16 protein-coding genes and 2 pseudogenes are annotated in these 21,874 nt (G+C 74.6%); 9 read left to right on the top strand and 9 right to left on the bottom strand.

Annotated features, from left to right (window positions below):
* The first annotated feature begins 78 nt into the window (after positions 1-78).
* Entirely contained in the window at positions 79-609 is a 531-nt protein-coding gene (locus ACZ5OX_RS02365) for an RICIN domain-containing protein (RefSeq protein ID WP_465628303.1), read from the top strand.
* A gap of 57 nt (positions 610-666) precedes the next feature.
* Here the strand turns inward: ACZ5OX_RS02365 and ACZ5OX_RS02370 are convergent, their stop codons facing one another.
* The 5 genes and pseudogenes from ACZ5OX_RS02370 to ACZ5OX_RS02390 form a co-directional block, all read right to left on the bottom strand.
* Positions 667-1,566, bottom strand: coding sequence for an aminoglycoside phosphotransferase family protein (locus ACZ5OX_RS02370; protein ID WP_465628305.1), 900 nt, complete (start codon positions 1,564-1,566; stop codon positions 667-669).
* Positions 1,567-1,614: 48 nt separating this feature from the next.
* On the bottom strand, positions 1,615-2,280 hold the full coding sequence (locus ACZ5OX_RS02375) for an HAD family hydrolase (protein WP_465628307.1): 666 nt from the start codon (positions 2,278-2,280) through the stop codon (positions 1,615-1,617).
* 102 nt (positions 2,281-2,382) lie between these two features.
* A pseudogene (locus tag ACZ5OX_RS02380) lies at positions 2,383-3,108 on the bottom strand (Ig domain-containing protein); the annotation flags it as partial.
* Between the two features lie 207 nt (positions 3,109-3,315).
* Positions 3,316-4,002: pseudogene (locus ACZ5OX_RS02385) on the bottom strand (S1 family peptidase); the annotation flags it as partial.
* Between the two features lie 107 nt (positions 4,003-4,109).
* Entirely contained in the window at positions 4,110-5,027 is a 918-nt protein-coding gene (locus ACZ5OX_RS02390; RefSeq protein WP_465628308.1) for a hypothetical protein, read from the bottom strand.
* Between the two features lie 150 nt (positions 5,028-5,177).
* Between ACZ5OX_RS02390 and ACZ5OX_RS02395 the strand changes: the two genes are divergently transcribed.
* Positions 5,178-6,299: an alpha/beta hydrolase gene (locus ACZ5OX_RS02395; RefSeq protein WP_465628309.1), complete on the top strand. Its 1,122-nt coding sequence runs from the start codon at positions 5,178-5,180 to the stop codon at positions 6,297-6,299.
* Between the two features lie 71 nt (positions 6,300-6,370).
* Complete coding sequence (locus ACZ5OX_RS02400) at positions 6,371-8,827, top strand: glycosyltransferase family 39 protein (protein ID WP_465628310.1); 2,457 nt, start codon at positions 6,371-6,373, stop codon at positions 8,825-8,827.
* Between the two features lie 64 nt (positions 8,828-8,891).
* Here the strand turns inward: ACZ5OX_RS02400 and ACZ5OX_RS02405 are convergent, their stop codons facing one another.
* Both ACZ5OX_RS02405 and ACZ5OX_RS02410 read right to left on the bottom strand, forming a co-directional pair.
* On the bottom strand, positions 8,892-10,460 hold the full coding sequence (locus ACZ5OX_RS02405) for an alpha/beta hydrolase (RefSeq protein WP_465628311.1): 1,569 nt from the start codon (positions 10,458-10,460) through the stop codon (positions 8,892-8,894).
* A gap of 83 nt (positions 10,461-10,543) precedes the next feature.
* Positions 10,544-11,323, bottom strand: a complete 780-nt coding sequence (locus ACZ5OX_RS02410; protein WP_449792839.1) for an HNH endonuclease family protein — start codon at positions 11,321-11,323, stop codon at positions 10,544-10,546.
* Positions 11,324-11,538: 215 nt separating this feature from the next.
* Between ACZ5OX_RS02410 and ACZ5OX_RS02415 the strand changes: the two genes are divergently transcribed.
* From ACZ5OX_RS02415 to ACZ5OX_RS02430, 4 genes are all read left to right on the top strand, one after another.
* Positions 11,539-12,177, top strand: coding sequence for a nucleotidyltransferase family protein (locus tag ACZ5OX_RS02415; protein WP_465628312.1), 639 nt, complete (start codon positions 11,539-11,541; stop codon positions 12,175-12,177).
* Between the two features lie 174 nt (positions 12,178-12,351).
* Positions 12,352-13,200, top strand: coding sequence for a hypothetical protein (locus ACZ5OX_RS02420; RefSeq protein WP_465628313.1), 849 nt, complete (start codon positions 12,352-12,354; stop codon positions 13,198-13,200).
* Between the two features lie 284 nt (positions 13,201-13,484).
* Positions 13,485-14,327 carry a tetratricopeptide repeat protein gene (locus tag ACZ5OX_RS02425; RefSeq protein ID WP_449810033.1) on the top strand — a complete coding sequence of 281 codons (843 nt, stop codon included), beginning with the start codon at positions 13,485-13,487 and terminating at the stop codon, positions 14,325-14,327.
* Between the two features lie 160 nt (positions 14,328-14,487).
* Positions 14,488-15,408, top strand: coding sequence for a (2Fe-2S)-binding protein (locus ACZ5OX_RS02430; RefSeq protein ID WP_465628314.1), 921 nt, complete (start codon positions 14,488-14,490; stop codon positions 15,406-15,408).
* A 180-nt stretch (positions 15,409-15,588) separates the two neighbouring features.
* Here the strand turns inward: ACZ5OX_RS02430 and ACZ5OX_RS02435 are convergent, their stop codons facing one another.
* Positions 15,589-17,886: a SpoIIE family protein phosphatase gene (locus ACZ5OX_RS02435; RefSeq protein WP_465628316.1), complete on the bottom strand. Its 2,298-nt coding sequence runs from the start codon at positions 17,884-17,886 to the stop codon at positions 15,589-15,591.
* 453 nt (positions 17,887-18,339) lie between these two features.
* The gene (locus ACZ5OX_RS02440; protein ID WP_465628318.1) at positions 18,340-18,855 is read right to left on the bottom strand and encodes an ATP-binding protein; all 516 of its coding nucleotides are present in this window, start codon (positions 18,853-18,855) and stop codon (positions 18,340-18,342) included.
* Positions 18,856-19,410: 555 nt separating this feature from the next.
* Between ACZ5OX_RS02440 and ureA the strand changes: the two genes are divergently transcribed.
* Together ureA and ACZ5OX_RS02450 are read left to right on the top strand one after the other, a co-directional pair.
* The gene (gene ureA / locus ACZ5OX_RS02445; protein WP_465628320.1) at positions 19,411-20,121 is read left to right on the top strand and encodes an urease subunit gamma; all 711 of its coding nucleotides are present in this window, start codon (positions 19,411-19,413) and stop codon (positions 20,119-20,121) included.
* Positions 20,118-21,839 (top strand): urease subunit alpha, encoded by a 1,722-nt coding sequence (locus tag ACZ5OX_RS02450; RefSeq protein ID WP_465628322.1) that lies wholly within the window; start codon positions 20,118-20,120, stop codon positions 21,837-21,839. The genes ureA and ACZ5OX_RS02450 overlap by 4 nt, the downstream gene beginning before the upstream one ends.
* The last annotated feature ends 35 nt before the right edge of the window (positions 21,840-21,874 follow it).

Raw genomic sequence — 21,874 nt, forward strand, 5'->3', positions numbered from 1 at the left:
CAAGCTGATGGTGCGTCCGACACGGGGGATCGAGTGGCGGACGCGACCAACACCGACACCCTCGAAGGGGGACCATCCATGTCCAGCAACGGACTCCGCAGGACCCGGCGCTCCGCCGCCGCCGTCGGCGTCGCCGCCCTGGCGCTCACCCTGACCGGCCTCGGCGGCGGCCAGGCCTTCGCCGACTCGCACGCCGGCCTCTCGGCCACGATCGAGATCAAGAACGACAACGGCAAGTGCCTGGAGATCACCAGCTCCTCCACCGCGAACGGTGCCCGGGCCCAGCAGTGGGACTGCAAGGGCCAGGCCGGCTCGAAGTGGCGGTGGCAGTCCGCGGGCAACGGCTACTGGAACCTCGTGAACGCCAACAGCGGCAAGTGCCTGGAGATCCAGAGCTCCTCCACCTCGAACGGCGCCGAGGCCCAGCAGTGGTCGTGCAACGGCCAGGACGGCGCGAAGTGGTGGGTGGAAGGGGTCCGGTCGAACCGGTCGGTGATCCGGAACCACAGCGGCAAGGTCCTGGAGATCACCAGTTCCTCCGGCGCGAACGGGGCCAACGCCCAGCAGTGGGAGTACAAGGGCCAGTCCGGCGCGCTCTGGTACTGGTAACAAGCCGCCGGCCGCTCCCCGCCAGGCCTGCCGCCCGGCAGGGAGCGGCCCGGCCCGCTACGCGTGCTCGGCCAGCACCTCGGCGATCACGTGGCGGGCGATGGAGGTCATCCGCGGGTCGCTGTCCCGGTAGTAGGACACCTCCATCAGGGCGATGGACAGGGCCCAGCCGCGGGCGCGGTCCCAGGCCGCGTCGTCGGGGGCCGCGGCCGCGCGGAAGGCGGGGCGGGCGGCGGCGGGCAGGACGTACCAGGCGGGGATCAGGTCGACGGCCGGTTCGCCGAGGCCCGCGCAGCCGAAGTCGATGACGGCGGCGAGCCGGCCGTCCGGGCCCACCAGCAGGTTGCCGGGCTGGAGGTCGCCGTGGAGCCAGACCGGGGGGCCGGTTGGCGCGGGGGCCTCCAGGGCGTGCTCCCAGGCGGCGGTCGCGGCGGCGGCGTCGACCAGGTCCGGCACGGCCGCGATCGCCTTCCTGGTCCAGGCGTCGCGCTCCGCCAGCGACTCGCTGCGGTGGGCGGCGGGCCCGTCGGCCGGGTCGATCCGGCGGATGGCGGTCACGAAGCCGGCCAAGTCCCGGGCCAGCAGCCCGGGTTCGGCGATCCGCCCGGTGACGGGGGTGGTGCCGTCGAGCCAGCGCAGCACCGACCAGGGCCAGGGGCAGCCGTCGACCGCCCCGCCCACGGCCAGTGGGACCGGCACCGGGACGGGCAGCCGCGGGGCCAGGTGCCGCAACCAGCGGTCCTCCTTGGCGATCTCCTCGACCACCCCGGGGATCCTCGGGATGCGCACCACCAGCTCGGTACCCAGCCGGTACATCGCGTTGCTGGTCCCGGTCGGCATCACCGGCTCGACCGACAGGCCGGCCCACTGCGGGAAGTGCTCGGCGACCATCCGGCGCACCAACGACTCGTCGATGTCCAGCTCGTCGGGGTGCAGCTTGCGGGAGGAGGAGGCCATGGGGCCCGACCCTGCCACCGCCGGACGGGCCCGGCAACCGAATTGCGCCTAGCCCGCGGCGAGGGCGCCCGCGGCAATCAGTCCGGGCAGCTCCCGCATGTCGTCGAAGACCACGGTGCCCGGCCCGGCCAGCCGCTCCGCGGCCGTGACGCCGCCCGCGTAGCCGAGCGCGCGCATCCCGGCGGCGCGGGCGGCCTCCACACCGGGCCGGCTGTCCTCGACCACCACGCAGGCGGCCGGGTCGACGCCCATCGAGCGCGCGGCGTGCAGGAAGAGGTCGGGCGCGGGCTTGCCGCGCCCGACCTCGGTGGCACTGAAGATCCGCCCGGCGAAGTGGTCGTGGAGGCCGGTCCGGCCCAGGGTGTGGCGCATCTTCTCGTGGGTGCCGCTGGAGGCCACGCAGGTGGGCAGGGTGATCGCGGCCAGCGCCTCCGGCAGGCCGTCCACGGGGGTCAGCCCGGCGTCGACCGCCTCGGCGTGCAGTTCGTGGAAGCGCCTGCCCCACACGGCCGCCACCTCCGCCCCGAGCCGCTCGGCGACCAGCGCGTTGTTGGCCGGCTCCGACCGACCGACGAAACGCTCGATCGCCTCCGTCTCGGTCAGCGGCCAGCCGTACTCCCGGCCCAGCCGCACCAGCACCCGGACGGCGATCACCTCGCTGTCCACCAGGACGCCGTCACAGTCGAATATCACCAGCTCGATGGGCTTGATCATCCGACCAGGATAGGGAGGCCGTCACGACAAGGGCCCGGCAGCCGTAGCCACCGGGCCCCTCACCTGTCCTGGTTCACCGGCCCGTCAGGAGCCGGTCCCGGCTCAGCCGGTCTGGACGGAGGTGTCGTCGATCACGAAGCTGGTCTGGAGCGAGGCGTCCTCGGTCCCGGCGAACTTCACCGTGACCGACTGGCCCGCGTAGGACGACAGGTCGAAGGTGCGCTGCTGGTAGCCCGCCGCGGCGTCCACGTTGGAGTAGGTCTTCAGCGTGGTGCCGTTGACCGACACGGTCAGCTTGTCGTACGCGGTGCTGCCCGACTCGGCGGTGTCGATGTGCAACCAGAAGCTCAGCGTCGCCTTGCAGCCCGCCGGGATGGTCACCGTCTGCGACAGCGAGTCCGAGTGGGTGGAGCCGTAGCCGTTCAGCCACGCCTTCCAGGAACCGCTGTGGGCCGCCTGGGAGGTGCTGCTGTCCACCACGCCGCTGGACGCCGTCCACGGGGTGGCCGTACCGGTCTCGAAGCCCTCGTTGCCCAGCAGCTGCGCCGGGGTGCAGCCACCGCCACCGGTCGAGACGGCCCAGGTGAAGCTGGTGGAGGCCGACTTGCCCGCCGCGTCCGTCACGGTGACGGTCACGGTGGAGCTGCCGGCGGCGGAGACGGTACCGGAGATGACACCGGTGGAGGAGTTGATGGACAGCCCGGCGGGCAGACCGGTCGCGGCGTAGGACAGCGGGGCGGTGCCGCCGGAGGCGCTGATCTGGAGGTTGACCGAACCGCCCACGGCGGTGGACTGGTTGCCCGGGTTGGTGACGGTGACGGCGCCGCTGCCGGCCGGCTTGGTGAGCAGGCAGCCGGCCGTGTTGAGGTCGATGGCCCGGGTGGAGGAGTTCAGGCAGGTGGTGAACCAGTACGTCTCCTCGCCGTAGCTCTGGCCCTTGTAGGCCTTGGTGGTGCCGTCGGCGGCCACCTCGCACGGGTTGTTGAGGGTGCACATGGCGCCGTCGTCGTTGCCGGTGTTGTTGATGCCGATGATCCGCCCGCTGGCGGAGTCGACGATCGGCGAACCGGAGGTGCCGTGGGTGGTGTTGCAGCCGGAGCTGTAGCGCAGCGAGTCGTGCCAGGTCCACTCGTCCTCGCGCAGGGTCGGCACGAAGCCGTTCACGGAGCAGTTCCAGACCTGCTTCCAGTACGACGAGGGTATGTACATCGACGCGCCGTCGGTCGGGTGCGTGTCGCTGATGGTCAGCGCGGTGGCGCCGTACTTGGAGGTGATCGACCCGTAGGTGTCGGTGAGTTGGTAGAGCGCGACGTCGGTGCCGGTCATCGTCGCATAGAGCACCTTGTCGGCCTGGACGGTGCCCAGGCTGTTGCCCGCGCCGTCGAGCAGGGTGCCGCTACGGCTGGCGGTGGCGTTCTGGATCACCTGGCCGGCCGAGGGCATGGTCGGCAGGCAGTGCCCGTTGGTGAGCATCAGCGCGCGGTCGCCGGCCACCGAGGTGGGGTAACGGACCAGCGAGGCCGAGCAGTTGCTCAGGGCGATGGTGGAGGTCAGGTCGGCCGCCTGAACGGCGTGCGCGGGGGCGGCCGCGAAGGCCAGCCCGCCCGCGACGACGGCGCTCGTACCGGCCACCGCGACAATCCTCTTGAACATGGCTCTCCTTGTGGGGGATCGCGGGGTGTACGACTGGTCGCCGACGCCCGCGCCGCACGAAAGTGCCATGGCCACTTCAAGGGGTCAAGGATTGTGACCGAACTCGCCACCCTCCATGGCCTGTTGTGCCACCCGACGGCAACGACCCGTCCCGGTATGCCCGTTACGGGCCGGGGTTATGGCTGCGGGGCGGTGGCCACGCTCCCCGACTCGGTCTTGGCGGGGGTACCCTCGCCCTCCTTCGCGCCGAGGGTCATCGTCCAGGTCGTCCCGGCCGGCTTGAAGTCGTACTTCTCGGAGAACTTGACGGAACGACAGTTCTGCCAGAACTGCTTCTCGTCGGAATCCCAGTCCTCCCCGGCGAGGTAGTAGAAGTCGTACGAGCCCGCCTTGACGCCCTCGATGACGGCCTCCTTCCCCTTGGCCGCGTACACCGAGGCCACCGACGTGCCGTCCACCCCGATCGTGAAGACCACGTCCGTGGCGCTGTTGTTCCTGACCTCCAAGGTGCCCTTGCCGTTGCTCCCGCCGTCACGGACCAGGGTGCCGTTCTCCAGCACACGCGGCGTCGGCTGCGGCTTGGGCAGCGGCGGGACGGTGAAGGCGGCCTGCTGGCCGGCCGTCGCCAGCTTGGCGAGCGCGGCGGGGATCGCCACCACCCCCTGGCCGCCGCCGAGCTGCGCCCGGATGACGCCGACCGTGCAGTACCTCTTGAGGTTGAGGTCGGTGCGGATCGTCAGCGCCTCGGAGGAGAGCCTGTCCAGGCCCGCCACCAGCTCGGTACGCGCCGCGTCGGCCCCGTCCGGTGCGGCGGCGGCCTTCAGGTTCCGGACGGCGCGGTCGGCGTTGGACTCGGTGACGGCGAGCGCGGTCTCGACCTCCTTCATCGTCGTCGCCGCGGCCACCTTCGCCAGCCCGGCAGCGACCGGCTCCAGGGACTGGGCGAGCGTCGTGCCGAACGGCGTCGCCGAAGCGCTCGGCACCACCGCCGCCGAGGCGCTCGGCGCCGCCGCCCCTTCGCCACCCCCACCGGAACACGCCGCCAGCAGCAGCACCCCGCCGACCGCCATGACCGCCCTACCCCTGAACTCCACGACCCCACCCCACCGTCATCCCGGCGCACTCCCCGTACGCGTCGGGCGACATGCTGTCGAGCACGAACCACCCCGGTCAACCCGATTCGGACGGCCACCGGAAGGGACCGCCCCCAGGACCGTCCACGGAGGTCAACTACGATCGGGGCCGTGCTCAGTCTCACCGGACTCCCGCTCCAGATCATCACCTCCCTCCTCGCGATAGCCGTCTTCGCCGCCACCATGTGGCTGTGGCCGCGGTTCGGCGGGAAGGGCTGGAAGGCGTGGCTGGGCCGGATCGGCGCGTTCCTGGCCACCCAGGTGTCGGTGCTGGCCGCGATGGGTCTGATCGCCAACAGCTACTTCGGCTTCTACAGCTCCTGGACGGACCTGCTGGGCACCAGCGGCGGGCTCGGCACGGTGGTCGACCACCAGCCCAACGCCTCCGGGGTGGCCGTCACCGGTGAGCAGAAGTTCTACTCCGCGCAGGGCTCGGACCCGGAGCGCTCCGGCCAGATCCAGAAGGTCGACGTCCGGGGGGCCGGCAGCGGGCTGACCACCGAGGCGTACGTCTACCTGCCGCCGCAGTACTTCCAGCCGGACTACGCCAAGCAGCGCTTCCCGATGGCCCTGGTGCTCACCGGCTACCCGGGCACCCCGGAGAAGCTGATCTCGCTGATGCAGTACCCGGCGTCGACGCTGGACGCGATAGAGCGGAAGAAGCTGCCGCCGACCGTCCTGGTGATGACCCGCCCCACCCTGGTCGGCGACCGGGACACCGAGTGCGTGGACGTGCCGAACGGCCCCCAGGTGGAGACCTTCTTCACCTCCGACCTGCCCAAGGCCCTCGCCACCACCTACCGGATCGGCACCGACCCGGCCAACCGGGCCGTGATCGGCAACTCCACCGGCGGCTACTGCGCGCTCAAGTTCGCGCTGCGCAAGCCCGACTCCTACCGCGCGGCGGTCGCTCTCTCCGGCTACTACAGCGCCGCCCACGACCCGACCACCGGCGACCTGTTCGGCGGCAGCGCCCAGCTGAAGCAGGAGAACGACCTGCTGTGGTGGCTGAAGAACCAGCCCGCGGCCCCCGTCTCGCTGCTGCTGACCACCGCGTACGACGAGAACAACTACGACGAGACCAAGGCCATGGTCGCCGCCTTCAAGGCCCCCACCAAGATGTCCACCATCACCCTGGACACCGCCGGCCACAACTTCCACACCTGGACCCGGGAGATCCCCCCGGCCCTGGAGTGGCTGGGCAAGCACCTCACCATGCCGCCGTCCGCCTGACGTTCCGGATCACACGCGTCTCACAGCCCCGTCTCACGGTTCTCTCAGCCGCGCCACGCACCGTATCGCGCATGATCACGAGCAGCTACTCCCCTCCGGCCGGCGAACCGTGGCCCGAGGCCGCGAACCACCCGCCGCCGGAGGTGCCGGCCCCGGTCCGGCCGGGCCCGGCACCGCTCTTCCCCGAGCAGCCCCTGCCGCCGGCCGGCCCCAAGGGCCCGGCCTCCTGGTCCGGCCGGCTGCGCACCCTCCCCGCCCGCGCCTGGCGCGGGCGCGCGGACGACCCGCGCTGGGTGCGCCCGGCGCTGCTCGCGCTGCTGGCCGCGACCGCCGTCCTCTACCTGTGGGGCCTGAGCGCCTCCGGCTGGGCCAACTCCTTCTACTCGGCCGCCGTGCAGGCCGGCTCCCAGAGCTGGAAGGCCTTCTTCTTCGGCTCCTCGGACGCGGCGAACTTCATCACCGTCGACAAGCCCCCGGCCGCGCTGTGGCCGATGGCGCTGTCGGCGCGGGTCTTCGGCCTCTCCTCCTGGTCGGTCCTCGCCCCGCAGGCGGTGATGGGCGCGGCCACCGTCGGCGTGCTGTACGCGACGGTGCGCCGCCGCTTCTCCCCGCTGGGCGGCCTGCTGGCGGGCGCCGCGCTGGCGCTCACCCCGGTCGCGGCGCTGATGTTCCGCTTCAACAACCCGGACGCGCTGCTGGTGCTGCTGCTGACGCTGGCGGCGTACGGGCTGGTGCGGGCGGTCGAGGCGGCGGGCACCCGGTGGCTGGTCTTCACCGGGGTGATGTTCGGCCTCGCCTTCCTCACCAAGACCCTGGCGGCCTTCCTGGTGCTGCCCGCCTTCGCGGTGATCCACCTGGTGGCGGCGCCCACCGGGTTCTGGCGGCGGGTGCGCCAGAGCCTGCTCGCGGGCGCGGCGCTGCTGGTCTCGGGCGGCTGGTGGGTGGCGATCGTCGAGCTGATGCCCGCCTCGGCCCGCCCGTACATCGGCGGCTCGCAGGACAACAGCTTCCTCTCGCTCACCTTCGGCTACAACGGCCTCGGCCGGGTCGACGGCAACGAGCGCGGCAGCGTGGGCGGCGGCGGCCGGATGCCGGCCGGGCTGGACCTGCCGGGCGGCGCCACGGCGCACGGCGGCGGCCGCGGCTGGGGCGAGACCGGGCTGACCCGGATGTTCGGCACGGACATCGGCGGGCAGATCGCCTGGCTGCTGCCGGCCGCGCTGATCCTGCTGGCCGTCGGCCTCTGGGCGACCCGCCGCCACGCCCGCACCGACACCGCCCGCGCGGCCTTCCTGGTCTGGGGCGGCTGGCTGCTGTCCACCATGCTGGTCTTCAGCTTCATGTCCGGGATCTTCCACCAGTACTACACGGTGGCGCTGGCCCCGGCGGTCGCGGCGCTGGTCGGCATGGGCGTGGACGGGCTGTGGCGGGCCCGGCACCGGCTGCCCTGGGCGCTGGTGCTGGCCGGGACGCTCGCGGTGACGGCGGTCTGGGCGTTCGTGCTGCTCGGCCGCAGCCCGGGCTTCCTGCCGTGGCTGCGCTGGGCGGTGCTGGTCGGCGGTCTGGTGGCGGCGGCCGCGCTGGTCGCCGGGCAGGTGGCCGGACGGGCCCGCGGCCGGACCGGCGCGCGGATCGCCTCGGTGGCGGGCCTGGTGGGCGTGGCGGCGGCGCTCGGCGGACCGGCGGCGTACGCGGTGGACACGGTGAACACCCCGCACACCGGCTCGATCGTGACCGCGGGGCCGGGCGTGGACGGCGCGTCCGGGCCCGGCGGCACGGGGCGCAGGGGCGGCAACGGCGCGAAGGGCTTCCCCGGTGGCGGCAACGGGCGCTGGTTCGGCCAAGGTGGTCAGAACGGCCACGGTGGTCAGAACGGCCAGGGCGGCCTGCCGGGCTTCCCGGGTGCCCAGGGCTTCACCGGCGGGCAGGGCTTCAACGGTGGGCAGGGCTTCAACGGCGCCCAGGGCTTCGACGGCGGCGGTGCGGGCTCCGAGCACGCCAACGGCCGCCACGAGCGCGGCACCGGCGGCACCGGCGGCACCGGCACCGGCATGGTCCCCGGCCTGCCGACCCCCGAGGCCCCGGGCGGCCTCACCGGCGGCTCGGCCGGCGGCCCGCCGCCCGGCGGCATGGGCGGGCTGCTCGACGGCCCCAAGGTGACCGGCGAGGTCGCCGCCATGATCGAGGAGAACGCCGACCACTACACCTGGGCGGCCGCCACGATCGGCTCGCAGACCGCGGCCGGCTACCAACTCGCCACCGGTGAACCGGTGATGGCCCTCGGCGGCTTCAACGGCACCGACCCCTCGCTGACCCTGGCCGGCTTCCGGAAGTACGTCGAGGAGGGGAAGGTGCACTGGTTCATCGGCACGGGCGGCTCCCACCGCGGCTTCGGCGGCGGCGCGGGCGGCGACGAAGGCGGGCAGCAGAGCGAGTCCGCCCGGATCGAGTCCTGGGTGACGGCGCACTACACGGCGAAGACCATCGGCTCCACCACCTTCTACGACCTGACGGCTCCCACCTCCTGAGCCCGAACCCCCGAGGGGGCGTGCCGCGTTCGCGCGGCACACCCCCTCTCCCGTCCCCGGTTCCTCAGTCCGACGGGCAGTGCGTCCCGGACGCCGGCAGCCGGCCGTCCACCAGGTAGGAGGCCACCGCGTCCCGGACGCAGCCGCTCTTGTCGTACCCGGTGTGCCCGTCGCCGTCCCGGGTGAGCAGCACCCCGCGCTCCAGCCCGGCGGCGAGCCGCTGCGCCCAGACGTACGGGGTGACCGGGTCGCCGGTGGAGCCGATCACCAGGATCGGGGCGCTGCCCGCCGCCCGGATCGGCCGCGGCGGCTCGGGGCTGTGGAACGGCCAGGGGCGGCAGTCCGGGTCGAGCAGGGTGCCCACCGGGTCGTGGCCGCTGACCAGCGGGGCGCGGGCGGCGAGTTCGGCGAGGGCCGGGCGCAGTTCCGCGTCGGTGGGCGGGGGCGGGCCGTCCGCGCAGGAGATGGCGGCGTAGGCGTCGGCCGGGGTCCGGTAGCGGCCGTCCTCGTCGCGGCGGTCGGCGCCGTCGGCGAGGGCGAGCAGACCCTCGGCCTCGCCCCGGGTGACGGCCGGTGCGAGGGCCTCGCGCAGCCGGGGCCAGGAGCGGCGGCCGTCGGAGAGCACGTCCAGGGCGGCGTCCCAGCCGAGCGCGGCGGTGAGCGCGCGGCCGTCGGCGGCGCGCAGCGGGTGGTCGCGCAGTCCGTCGAGGAAGCGGGCGAGGCGCTGCGGGGCGGCGGCGGGGTCGGCGCCGAGTGGGCAGGCCGCTCCGTCGTCGGTGGCGCAGGCGGCGGCGAAGGCCCGGAGCCCGGCCTCGGCGGCGGCGGCCTGTTCGGTGCCGAGCCGCGCGGCGGAGGCGCCGTGGTCGACGGCGCCGTCGAGGACGAGCCGGCCGGTGCGGTCGGGGAACTGCTCCGCGTAGACGGCGCCGAGGTGGGTGCCGTAGGAGAAGCCGAGGAAGTCCAGCCGGCGTTCGCCGAGGGCGCCGCGCAGGACGTCGAGGTCGCGGGCGGTGTCGCGGGTGCCGAGGTGCGGGAGCAGGTCGGCGTGCCGGGCGCGGCAGGCCTCGGCGAGGATCCGGCCGTGGTCGTAGGCCGGGTCGTCGGTGGCGTCCCACTGGTCGCGGGTGCGGTCGTCCAGGCAGTGGACCGGGGTGGTGTCCCCGGCGCCGCGCGGGTCGAAGCCGACCAGGTCGTACCGGTCGTGCAGCGGCCCCTGGTAGCCCTTCCATCCCCAACGGACCATGTCGACGCCGGAGTTGCCGGGGCCGCCGGGGTTGAGCAGCAGGGCGCCGAGCCGGTGCGCGCGGTCGGCGGCGGGCACCATGGCGAGGGCGACGTCGACGGTGGGCCCGCCCGGGTCGGCGTAGTCCAGCGGGACCTTGAGGGTGGCGCACCGCACGGCGGCCCGGTCCGGGTCGTCGCCGTCCTCGTCGGGGCAGTGCCGCCAGTCGATCCGCTGGTCGTAGAGCGCGCGCAGGGCGGGCGCGGCGGTGGCGGCGACCCGCTCGGCCAGCGGCGGCCGGGCGGGCGGGCCGGGGGCGGCGCCCGTGCAGCCGCTCGACAGCGCGAGGGCGAGTGCGGCGGCGAGGGCGGGCAGGGTGCGCCCGGGCGGGCGGGGGAGCCGGGGGATCATCGGGGCCACCGCCCACAAGTACCACCCGGCACGCGCCGCGCGCACACCGCACCCGCCCCCGGCTGCACGGGATTAACGTTTCGTCAGCCGCCGCACTGCTGGAGCATGGCCTTCTTGTCGGCCTCGGAGACGGGCAGCTGGTACTTCAGCGAGACCTGGGCGAAGCGCACCGCGTAGGAGCAGCGGATCTCGGTGTTGGCGGGCAGCCAGGTGGCCGGGCCGGAGTCGCCCTTGGAGGCGTTCTGCGAGCCGTCGGCGGGGATCAGGTTGAGCGGGTCGTTGGCGATCTGGACGCGCTTGGCCTTGTCCCACTTGCTGGCACCCATCTGCCAGTCGTAGGACAGCGGCATCACGTGGTCGATCTGGATCTTGGAGGCCTGCTGCTTGGTCCACTGGACGCTCTTGCCGGTGTACGGGTCCCAGATGGTCATCGCGGTGACGGTGCAGTCCGAGCCGTCCTTGTGCTCGACGCCGGTGCCGTCGCGGGCGAGCAGGTCGTTGCGGGTGTCGCACTTGTTGCCGCCGAACGGGACGCCGTCGACGTTGTCCGTCCAGGCGGGGCCGAACTCGTTGCGGTCGTAGCCGTCCTTGGTTCCGACGGCGGCGGTGGCGACCTTGGCTATGACGTCCCGGCCGGCCTTCTGCTCCTCGGGGGTGGTCAGCGGCGCCAGGCCGGGCTTGGTGCCGTCCGGGTTCTGCAGCGGGCTGGTGCCGGTGGCCCCGGCGGCGGGGGCGGCGGTGCCGCCGTCGGCCTTGGGGCCGGTCGACTTGTGGTCGCGGCCGCCGATCAACCAGCCGACCAGCGCGAGCGCGCATATCAGGAACACGGTGGCGGCGGACAGCGTGGAGCGGCGGGCGGGCACGGAGAACTCCCGGGGTCAGGGGCGGGTTGACGGCGAACCAGCAGATCAGCCGCCCCGAGAGCAGGTCAAGCCGACGCCACGCGGCGGCCCCGAGCATGTCGAAGCTCACACCCGCTCACACCCCCTCCCCCGCGAGGGCGTCCGGCCGGCGAACGCGGCGCCCCTCGCCGGCCCCCGCCGCGCACGCCCCGGCCCGGACCGGGCAGGCTGGCCCCGTGCAGACACCACCTGACCCCGTGCAGACACCACCGACACCCGCCGGGCCGGGCCCGGTCGCCGCCCTGATCCTCGCCGCCGGGGGCGGGAGCCGCCTCGGCGGGCGCCCCAAGGCACTGCTGCGGTACGGGGGCCGGCCGCTGGTGGAGCACGCGGCGGCGGTGGTCCGGGCCGGCGGCTGCGCGGACGTCACCGTGGTGCTGGGCGCGCAGGGCGACCGGGTACGGGCCACCGCGCACCTGCCGGGCTGCCGGCTGGTCGGCAATCCGGACTGGAAGCAGGGCATGGGCACCTCGCTGCGGGCCGGCCTGGCCGCGCTGCCGCCGCACGCCTCGGCGGCGCTGGTGATGCTGGTGGACACCCCGGGCGTCACCCCGGCCGCGGTGTCCCGGCTGCTGGCCGCCCACCGGGCGGGCGCCGACCTGGCCGCCGCGGCCTACGACGGGCGGCGCGGGCACCCGGTGCTGATCGGCGCCCGGCACTTCGCCGAGGCGGCGGCGGGCGCCCGGGGCGACGCCGGGGCCCGCGCCCTGCTGACGGCGCACGCGGCGGAGCTCGTCCTGGTCGAGTGCGCCGACGTCGCCGTCCCTGACGACCTCGACACCCCCGCCGACCTGGCCCGCTGGTCCGCTGGGTGAACGTCCAGGTCCGGCCCGCCGGGCATCCCCCCGCGGAAGGATTCCACCCCTACCCGGGTGGGCAGGAGCCCCTGATCCGTCCCTGAGGATTGCCCCATTCCGCGTCCGGCGCCGGACATTTCGGGGAGCATGGGAATCGTCCCACCCACCCGACACCGACGGACGGAGCCCGCGATGGCCGGACTGCCCGACGACTACACCGGACACGACCCCACGCGGCCGGGGCCGGGCGGTGGCGCCCGGGCCATCCGCTGCCCCGCCTGCCGCCGCGAGCACCTCTACGAACCGCCGTCCCTGCCCTGCCCGTGCGGGGCCTCGCTCAAGGTGCCGCTGCTGCGCGGCGGGGTGCCGGTGCAGGTGCGCTTCCGCTCCTGGGAGGACTCCTGGCTGAGCATGCGCTGCCCGCACTGCGGCCGCTCCGACCAGTGGCCGCAGCCCGAGTTCACCTGCAACTGCGGCGCCACCGTCCGGCTACCGGTCGACCGCGCCACCCGGCTGGGCACCGGCACCGCCGCCCCGCTCGCCGCCCCCGGCCCGCAGGCCGCCCGCCCGTACCCGGCCCACCCGGTGAACGTGCCCACCCCGGCCCCGCCCGCGCCGCCCGCGGCCGGCCGCTCCCGCCCGTTCCGCCACCGCACGCCGTTCCGCCCGCACCCGGTGCGCACCTCGCAGGACGCGGTGTTCACCGCCGCCCGCTACCTGGAGTGGCTCGGCTTCGACGACCTGGAGCTGACCGAGGCCCAGGAGCGCGACGGGGTCACCCTGCTGGGCAGCCGGATGGTCGCCCAGGTGGACACCTGGACCGAGCCCGCCGACGTGAAGTCGGTCGAGTGCCTGTGGCTGCAGACCCTGCACGCCGAGGAGATGGCCGCCGCGATGTTCACCCTCGCGGGTTATTCGCACCAGGCCACCGTGCGGGGCGAACAGCTGCTGGTCGCCCTGTTCAGCCTGGACCTGGCGGGTGTGCCGCAGCCCGCGAACGGCGCCGCCGAGGCCCTGATGGAGACCGGCTGGACCTCCTGACCCACCGGGCCGCCCGGCGGGCGGCCCCTTCCCCCTCCTCTTCCCCTCCTCCTTCCCCTCCTCCGCGTCTCCTCCGCGTCTCCTCCCGTGCGCACCCCTAGATCATTTTTCCTCCAAAAGCAACAACCTTCGCTCGTGATCTGGTGCACAAGCTCACCCCCGTGTTGAATTGCGGCCACAGCGCGGGCCTTTCGCCCTGTCGTCGCCATGCGCACGGGTCGTGGCGGCAGGGCCTCAGGGGCGGGTCCGCGCCCTTGCCGGATGGCGCACACAAGGAGGTGGCGTTGTCGGAGCACGGATGGGACCCGAGCGGCCCGGAGGGGCGGGGGCGGGCGGCAGCGGAGGAGCCGGGTGACACCGTGTGGCGGCTGAGGTCCCGGGGGTGCTGGCAGGAGGCCGCCGAACTGCTGCGACCGGCCGCCGAGCACGACCCGGCCACGGCCCTGGGACGGGCCGAACTCCTCATCGAGCAGTGCCTGTTCACCGCCGCGAACTGGACCCAGGCGGAGCAGGCGCTGCGCCTGGCGGAGGCGCTGGCCTCCGGCACCGAACAGCGCGCGGCCGCCGCCTGCGCCCGCGGCTTCCTCGCGTACGTGGCGAGCGTGCTCGGCCCGCGGGACCGGCTGGACGAGGCGCAGGCCGCGCTCGGCCGCACCTCGGCCCTGCTGCCACCGGACGCCCCGGGCCGCCCGCTGCTGGACTTCCGGCGCGGGCTGGTCGCCGAGAACCTGCTGCGCGACCGCAGCGCCGCCTGGATCGCCTACCGCCGGGCGCACGACGGCGCCGGTGAGCGCGGGGACGAACTGCTGCGCTCGTACACCTGGCGACACCTGGCCGCACTGGCGCTCTCCCGCGGGGACCGCGGGAACGCCCGGGAGGGCTTCGACGCCTCCCTACGGCTGCGCGAGCAACTCGGCTTCACGGTGGGGGTGGCGCCGGCGCTCGCCGCGCTCGCCGAGGTGTCCGAGCCGCCCGAGGCGGCGCGGCTGCGGGCCGAGGCGGCCCGGCTGGTGGCCGCCCTGGGCGGAGTGCCGGTCTGGCTCGCGCGCCAGCTGGGGCTCCGCCGCACGCCGGGGGCTCTCACGGACGGACGCATCGCGAGCGAGACCGGGGGGACAATCAGCTAAGGTGAGGCTAACCTGGCCGGGGGGAGCAGTACCCCGGCCAGGTCGCCTTGCCGTTCCCCGGGCACCGCCATGCCCCGGTCCGGCCGCGTCCGGCGCGCCACCGCCGCCGGGCACCGCCGGGCGGACCATGGGCGCCCCGGTCGACCCGATGGGGCCGCCCATGACCGCGAGCACCCGGCCCGGCCCCACGCCGCGCGCCCCCCGCACCACCGGCGCGCGCACCCCCGTCCCCGCTCCCGCGCCCACCACCCCGGGCGCGCCCTCGTACCACCGGCTGTCCGGGCTCACCCCCATCCTGACGGTGCGCTGCGCCCGGCCCCGGCACGGCGACGGCTGGCTGACCGCCGCCGACCTCGCCGCCCGCCCCGAGACGGTCCGCGAGCTGATCGCCCACGACGCCCGGCAGGGCCTCGCCCGCTACGGGCGGCCGCTGCGCCCGGACGTCGCGGCCGGCTTCGGGCTGCACCGCTTCGTCTGGCCGGTCTCGCTGCTGTTCACGCTGCCCTGGTTCCTGGAGCGGCGCGTCCCGCTGCTCGCACTCGGGGACGTCGCGCTGCACCGACACCCGGACGCGGTCGAACTGACCGTCCGCCCGGCGGAGTTCGTCTGCCTGCCGGAGGATCCGGCGGCCGGCTCGGGCCAGGCCGGGGCGGTGCCGGACGAGCCGGCGCTGGCCGCCGCGCTGCGGTCCGCGCTGGGCGCCTTCCTGGCCCCGGTGCTCACCGCCTTCGGCCCGGAGGCGCGGCGCGGACCCCGGGTGCTGTGGGCGATGGCCACCGACGCGGTGGTGGAGGGGCTCTGCTACGCGGGCGGGCTGCTCGGGGAGCAGGAGCGGGCGCGCGCCGAACTGTCCACGCTGCTGGCGCCCGGCGAGCCCCTCGACCCCGCGCACACGCCCGGCGCGGACGGCCGACCCGCCCCCGCACCGGCCCCCTTCACTCCGGGCGCCGGCTTCGCGCCCCCGGCGCCCGGGTCGGGCGGCGCCCCGGGCCCGGAGCGATCCCGGGCCAGTTGCTGCCTCGTCTACACCGCGGATCCGCAGGACATGTGCGGCGGCTGCCCTCGCGTCACGCGGCGTTGACGAAAATCTGTGCGACATCAGGTTCGAAAAGCCCGTCATTCCAGGAACAATCCGCCGCACATTCCTATGACCGTGCGATCGTCACCGGGTCAGGAATCCCTCTCCTCGGCGCATTGCCGGCGAATCCGCCATTCCCCGGCCGGGGCGCGGTCGTCCAGCCGGGCCTGAGCCGACGGGGCCTCAGGCCGCCGCCGACGCCGTCCCGCTGAGCTCGAACCACATCCGTTTGCCGGAGCCGCGCGGCTCCACGCCCCAGGAGTCCGCGAGTGCCTCGACCAGCATCAGCCCGCGTCCGGAGGAGGCCTGCTCCCCCGGCGTGCGGCGGGTCGGCCAGAGGTCCGACTCGTCCTCCACCTCGACCCGCAGCCGGGCCCGGCCACCGTCCGCCTCCGGCTCCCGGTAGAGCCGGGCGGTGAACATGGCGTCCCGGTCGGTGTGCCGGATGGCGTTGGTGACCAGTTCGGAGGAGAGCAGCTCGGCGGTGTCGATGAACTCGGCGACGCCCCAGCGGCGCAGCGCGTCGCGCAGCTCGGCCCGGACCTCGGCGACCCGCGCGAGGTCGGCCTGGCCGATGCGGCGGCGCAGCTGCTGGGCGGCCAGGCCGCCGGCCGGGCCGTCCCAGCGCAGGAGCAGCAGCGCTATGTCGTCCTCGCGCTCGCTGGAGTCGGCGGCCTGGGAGGCGATCCGGTCGGCCAGCTCCTCCAGCGGGTCGTGGGCGGCCTCGGCGGCGTCCGGCAGCGGGCGGGCGAGCGTCCGGGTGAGCCGGGCGACGCCCTCGTCGAGGTCCATGCCGCGCGCCTCGACCAGGCCGTCGGTACAGAGCAGCACGGTCTCGCCAGGGTCCAGGCTGAACCGGGTGACGCGGTACTCCTGGTCCGGGTCGATGCCCAGCGGCAGCCCGCCGGCCACCGGCACCACGGCGGCGGTGCCGTCCGCGCGGCGCACCACCGGGTCGAGGTGGCCGGCCCGGACCGCGTAGACCACGCCGTAGTCCACGTTGACCTCGGCGTAGGTGCAGGTCGCGAAGTGGTCGGTGTCCAGGTCGGCGAGGAAGCGGGAGGCGCGGGCCATCACGGCGGCGGGCGGGTGACCCTCGGCCGCGTAGGCGCGCAGCGCGATCCGCAGCTGGCCCATGATCCCGGCAGCGTGCACGTCGTGGCCCTGGACGTCGCCGATCACCAGGCCGACGTGCCCGCCGGGCAGCGGCACCACGTCGTACCAGTCGCCGCCGATCTGGAGGCCGGAGCCGGCCGCGAGGTAGCGCACGGCGGTGGTCACGCCCGGGACGGACGGGACGGTGCGCGGCAGCATCACCCGCTGGAGGCCGGCCGCGAGCTCGTGCTCGGCGTCGTGCAGCCGGGCCCGGGCCAGCGACTGGGCGACCAGCCCGCCCAGGGTGGACAGCAGGGTGCGCTCGTCGGCGTCCAGCTCGCGCTCGTCGTCGAAGCTGACCACGCAGACGCCGATCGCCCGGCCGCTGGCGACCAGTGGCAGGTACGCCCAGGAGCCCCGGCCGCTGCGGCTGGTCGGCTCCCACACCTCGAGGTAGCCGTCGCGGAACTCCTCGCGGGTCGAGACGAAGACCGGCGCCCGGTGGCGCAGCGCCTCGGCGGCCGGGTGGCCGGTCGGCAGCACGGTGCGGTCCCAGACGGCCAGCGTGTCGGCGCGGTAGCCGGAGGCGCCGAGGATCTGGGCCCGTCCGGCCTCGAAGGAGGCCAGCACCAGACCGTCCGGCGGCAGTCCGGGCAGCGGCAGCTCGGTGAACACCCGGGCCACGTCACGCACGGTGACGGCTTCGGAGAGGGCGCGCGCCGCCTCCTTGATGAAGCGGGAACGCTCCTCGCGCAGCTGGGCCATCCGGTCGGCGTGGTCGCGCTTGTGCAGCTCGACGGTGGCGTCCCAGACGAAGCCGACCATCCGGGAGGCCCGACCGAAGGCGTCGGCGAGCACCCGGCCGCGGAAGCGCACCGCGCGCATGCCGCCGTTCGCCCCGACGGTGCGGTAGTAGGCGCCGCACTGGCCCAGCTCGGCGACCGCGCGCTCGACCCGGCGGCGCACCACGGGCGCGTCCTCGGGGTGCAGCAGGGTCAGGAAGGAGGCGGCGGTGCGGTCGAAGCGGACCCGCTCCAGGGCGTCCAGTCCGACGATCGCGCAGGCCCGCTGGTCGCCCTCCAGGACGTCGCGGCGGATGTCCCAGTCGAAGGAGCCGATGCCGTTGGCGGCCATCGCGGGCTCCAGCCAGTCCGGCATGGTGTCCGCGGTGGAGGGCGGCAGCCCCCCGGAGAGCACGGGCGCGAGCCGGGCGGCGGCGAGGCTCGGGGACGGGCGCACCGCGGAGCCGCGGCGCGAGGGCTGGGCGGGCGGCCTGACCCGGCCGTTCCCGAGGGTGCGCGGCTCCGGGGCGCCCGGCTGCTCGGCGACGCGCGGTCCGACGGCTCCCGGCTCCACGGCTCTCGGCTCGGCGGTCCGCGGTTCCACGGCTCTCGGCTCGGTGGTCCTCGACTCCACGGTCCTCGGCTCTACCGTTCGCGGCTCGACGACGGGCGACGCGCCGGGAGGAAGCGCCGGCCCCGGCGACTCGGGCTCAGTGGGCATGCTGCTCCTGCCGCTGCCGTGGCGGACCGCGCCGACCGTCCGGACGGGCCGCGTGGCGGTGTGATGGGTCGTGCTGGATAGGACGGTGCGACGGGCGGTGGCCAGTCGAGGTTCGGTCTCCCCGCTGCTTCCCGCACGTGGACACACATTCCCACCATCCTGGCCAATGTTCGGCCGAGCGGCAATGCCAACGGGCCGGAAACCTTCCGGCCCGCCTTCTGTTCAGGGCTTGCTTCGACAGCGAATCAATCGACGACGAACAATCGTACGGCCATACCGGCGATGGCGGCCCGGAACCGTAAGGGCGCAGGTCCCGGGCGTCGACGGGTGCGCGGCTCAGGGCGTGGCGAGTTCGAACCAGGTGACCTTGCCGTCGCCGCGCAGCTGCACGCCCCAGGAGTCCGCGAGCGCCTCCACCAGCTGCAGGCCGCGCCCCGAGGTGGCGTACTCGGCCTCCGGATCGCGGCGGCGCCCGGGAAGTCTGCTGGTGCCGTCCTGCACCTCGATGCGCAGCCGGTGGTCCGTGCCGAGCACCGCGTCGAACACCGCGCCCTTGCCGGTGTGCAGCAGCGCGTTGGTGACCAGCTCGGAGGAGAGCAGCTCGGCGGTGTCGGACAGCTCCGGCACCCCCCAGTGGCTCAACGCCGAACGCAGCCGGTGCCTGACCGCGCCCACCCCGACCAGGTCCGCCGGGTCGAGCGTGAGGTGCAACCGCCGGTGCAGGGCACACCCCGGAGCCGGTGTGCCCGGCAGGGCCGTCCCGGTGCCGACGACCGGCCCCTGGACCGGCCCGGACCGGTAGGCGTCGCCGGAACTCGTCCGCTGCCGCGGGAATCGCGACTGACCGTCCATCAACAGATGCCCCCGCCCTGGAATCCGGGCCCCCTGCCTCCGGATCCCCCGCCGGCCGGGTGGCCCCCTCGTTCTGACCACTCATCCTCATGCCCAGTTGACGGCGTTTGCAACAGTGTGCGTCCGATCACGTGGGGTGAAAGGGGCACGGGGTGGTTCGCGTGATCCAACTGCCCGCGCCGGACAGGTTTGCGAAGCGCAGAGGCCGTTTTCGAGGACGCCCCCGCCCGATCCCGCGCACACCCGGCGCCCGTACGGACCGCACGCCCGACCACGCGCCCCTTGCCCCGCTCCCGCCGCGCGCCGGGCCCCGGCTCCGGCCCACGGCCCCGTCGCAGCCGTCGCCCCCGCTCCCCCGCCGGGCCCCTCACCCCCATCCCCCGCCCGGCAGGCCGAACGCCCGCGGAGCGGCAACGCTGGACAGGGCGGCCCGGTCCGGGTTCAATGACCCGAGATGTTTGAACGACGTTCTAACATCTCCCCAGGCGGCCCCCGAGGCCCGAGCCGAGGCCCCCCGCCCGGCCGAGGGGCCCGACGACCCGCGAGCGAGGAACCGTGCGACTGACCCCCACCGAACGGGACCGGCTGCTGATCTTCACGGCAGCCGAACTGGCCCGCGCCCGCCGCGCCCGGGGCGTGCGCCTCAACATCCCCGAGGCCACCGCCCTGATCGCGGACACCGTCTGCGAGGCCGCCCGCGACGGCCGGCGCCTGGCCGAGGCCATCGAGGCCGGCCGCTCCGTGCTGACCGCCGCCGACGTGCTGCCCGGCGTGCCGGACGTGGTCACCGTCGTCCAGGTCGAGGCCGTGTTCGAGGACGGCACCCGCCTCGCCGTCGTCAACGACCCGTTCAAGGGAGCCGGCTCGCTCGGCGACGAGGCCCCCGGCAGCGCGCTGATCGGCGACGGCACCGGCTACGACCCGGTCGAGGAGACGCTGCTGCTCCCCGTCCACAACACCTCCGGGGTGCCGATCTCGGTCACCTCGCACTTCCACTTCTTCGAGGCCAACCCGCGTCTGGCCTTCGACCGGGCCGCCGCCTACGGAACCCACCTGGCCGTCCCGGCCGGCTCCTCGGTGCGCTTCGACCCCGGCACCACCGTCGAGGTCGGCCTGGTGCCGATCGGCGGCGAGCGGGTCGCGATCGGCTTCGCCGGGCTCGTGGACGGCCCGCTGGACGCGCCCGGCGCCAAGGAGGCCGCCCTGGCGAAGGCCCGCGCGACCGGCTACCTGACCAGCTTCGACGACCCGGAGGTGGGGGAATGACCTCGATCAGCCCGCACGACTACATCGCCGTCCACGGCCCGCGCGCCGGGGACCGCGTCCGGCTCGGCGACAGCGGACTGATCGTCCGCGTGGAGTCCGACTCCCAGGCGCCCGGCGACGAGTTCCTGGCCGGCTTCGGCAAGACCGCCCGCGACGGCCTGCACCTCAAGCCCGCCGCCGTCCGGGACACCTGCGACGTGGTGATCAGCAACGTGCTGGTGATCGACGCGGCCCAGGGCATCCGCAAGACCTCGATCGGCCTGATCGGCGGCCGGATCGCCTCGATCGGGCGGGCCGGCAACCCGGACACCCTGGACGGCGTGGACGTGGTCGTCGGCACCGGCACCACCATCGTCTCCGGCGAGGGCCTGATCGCCACCGCCGGCGCCGTCGACACCCACGTCCACCTGCTCTCGCCGCGGATCATGGAGGCCTCGCTGGCCTCCGGCGTCACCACGATCATCGGCCAGGAGTTCGGCCCGGTCTGGGGCGTCGGCGTCAACTCCCCCTGGGCGCTGCGCCACGCCTTCAACGCCTTCGACGCCTGGCCCGTCAACATCGGCTTCCTGGGCCGCGGTTCGTCCTCCGACGAGGCCCCGCTGATCGAGGCGCTGGCCGAGGGCGGCGCGTCCGGCTTCAAGGTGCACGAGGACATGGGCGCGCACACCCGCGCCCTGGACACCGCGCTGCGGGTCGCCGAGGAGTACGACGTGCAGGTCGCCCTGCACACCGACGGCCTGAACGAGTGCCTCTCCGTCGAGGACACCCTGAAGGTCCTCGAAGGCCGCACCATCCACGCCTTCCACATCGAGGGCTGCGGCGGCGGACACGTCCCCAACGTGCTCAAGATGGCGGGCGTGCCGAACGTCATCGGCTCCTCCACCAACCCGACGCTGCCGTTCGGCCGGGACGCCCTCGGCGAGCACTACGACATGATCGTCTCCGCCCACGACCTCAAGCCCGACCTGCCCGGCGACGCCGCGATGGCCCGCGACCGCATCCGGGCCGGCACCATGGGCGCCGAGGACGTGCTGCACGACCTCGGGGTCATCGGCATCACCTCCTCCGACGCCCAGGGCATGGGCAGGGCCGGCGAGACGGTGCGCCGCACCTTCGCCATGGCCGGGAAGATGAAGGCCGAACTCGGCCCGCTCGACGGCACCGGCTCGTACGGGACGACGGAGGGCGGCGACGACAACGAGCGCGTGCTGCGCTACATCGCCAAACTCACCATCAACCCGGCCATCGCGCACGGCCTCGCGCACGAGGTCGGCTCGATCGAGGTCGGCAAGCTCGCCGACCTCGTGCTGTGGCGCCCGGACCACTTCGGCGCCAAGCCGCAGCTGGTCCTCAAGGCCGGCTTCCCCGCGTACGGCGTGGTCGGCGACCCCAACGCCTCCACCGACCGCTGCGAACCCCTCGTCCTGGGGCCGCAGTTCGGCGCCCACGGCGCGACCGCCGCCGACATCTCGGTGGCCTTCGTCGCCCAGGTCGCCGCCGACGGCGCCTACCTCGACCAGGCCGCCGACGGGCTGCCCACCCGCCGCCGCCGGGTCGGCGTGCGCAACACCCGCGGCATCGGGCCGCGCGACATGGTGCGCAACGCCCGCATCGGCCGGGTCGAGGTCACCGAGACCGGCCTGGTCTCGCTGGACGGCTCGCCGCTGCGCTCCGAGCCCGCGGACAGCGTCTCGCTCAGCCGCCTCTACTTCCTCTGACCCCCCGACGATCCGGCCAAGGCCCAGGATTCCCT

It is taken from the genome of Kitasatospora sp. NPDC032121, assembly GCF_055580145.1.

Excerpts from the sequence above, each read along its gene's own strand:
- ACZ5OX_RS02365 (WP_465628303.1), top strand. The coding sequence starts at position 79 with ATGTCCAGCAACGGACTCCGCAGGACCCGGCGCTCCGCCGCCGCCGTC.
- ACZ5OX_RS02370 (WP_465628305.1), bottom strand. The coding sequence starts at position 1,566 with ATGGCCTCCTCCTCCCGCAAGCTGCACCCCGACGAGCTGGACATCGAC.
- ACZ5OX_RS02375 (WP_465628307.1), bottom strand. The coding sequence starts at position 2,280 with ATGATCAAGCCCATCGAGCTGGTGATATTCGACTGTGACGGCGTCCTG.
- ACZ5OX_RS02400 (WP_465628310.1), top strand. The coding sequence starts at position 6,371 with ATGATCACGAGCAGCTACTCCCCTCCGGCCGGCGAACCGTGGCCCGAG.
- ACZ5OX_RS02405 (WP_465628311.1), bottom strand. The coding sequence starts at position 10,460 with ATGATCCCCCGGCTCCCCCGCCCGCCCGGGCGCACCCTGCCCGCCCTC.
- ACZ5OX_RS02420 (WP_465628313.1), top strand. The coding sequence starts at position 12,352 with ATGGCCGGACTGCCCGACGACTACACCGGACACGACCCCACGCGGCCG.
- ACZ5OX_RS02430 (WP_465628314.1), top strand. The coding sequence starts at position 14,488 with ATGACCGCGAGCACCCGGCCCGGCCCCACGCCGCGCGCCCCCCGCACC.
- ACZ5OX_RS02440 (WP_465628318.1), bottom strand. The coding sequence starts at position 18,855 with ATGGACGGTCAGTCGCGATTCCCGCGGCAGCGGACGAGTTCCGGCGAC.
- ACZ5OX_RS02450 (WP_465628322.1), top strand. The coding sequence starts at position 20,118 with ATGACCTCGATCAGCCCGCACGACTACATCGCCGTCCACGGCCCGCGC.